The organism is Actinomycetota bacterium (genome assembly GCA_005888325.1).
Classification (GTDB): Bacteria; Actinomycetota; Acidimicrobiia; order Acidimicrobiales; family AC-14; genus AC-14.
In genome coordinates this window covers 51,592-52,020 of the sequence record VAWU01000053.1, presented here as the reverse complement: position 1 = coordinate 52,020, position 429 = coordinate 51,592, and the positions used below count along the sequence as shown (strand labels likewise).

Annotated in this window: 1 protein-coding gene; it reads right to left on the bottom strand. The window is 66.2% G+C overall.

Annotation, left to right across the window (positions count from 1 at the left end):
• On the bottom strand, positions 1-423 hold a 423-nt coding region (locus E6G06_16320), incomplete at its 3' end, for a hypothetical protein (protein TML88400.1).
• Between the last annotated feature and the right edge of the window lie 6 nt (positions 424-429).

The window sequence follows — 429 nt, the reverse complement described above, 5'->3', positions numbered from 1 at the left end:
TACGTCGAGGTCCCAGGGACCGGCAGCTGGTGTTGGAGAACCGACGGCGTGGCAAATGAGATCCAGGAGTTCCTGACGGGTGTGCGCGACATGCCGGAACCGGAACGAGTACTGGCCACCATCTTGTTCACCGACATCGTGGGCTCCAGCCAGCATGTCAGCGACCTGGGCGACCGCAGATGGCGTGAGCTGCTCGACCAGCACGATGACGTAGTGCAGCGACAACTGGAGCGGTTCGGCGGGCGCAGCATCAAATGGACGGGCGACGGCGTGCTGGCGACGTTCTCCGGGCCGGCACGAGCAGTGCGGTGTGCCACCGCCATCCGGGAAGGCTTGCGCCGCCTCGGCTTGGAGATGACGGCGGGGGTGCACGTCGGGGAGATCGAACTGCGCGGTGTCGATGTGGGTGGCATCGCCGTGCACATCGCC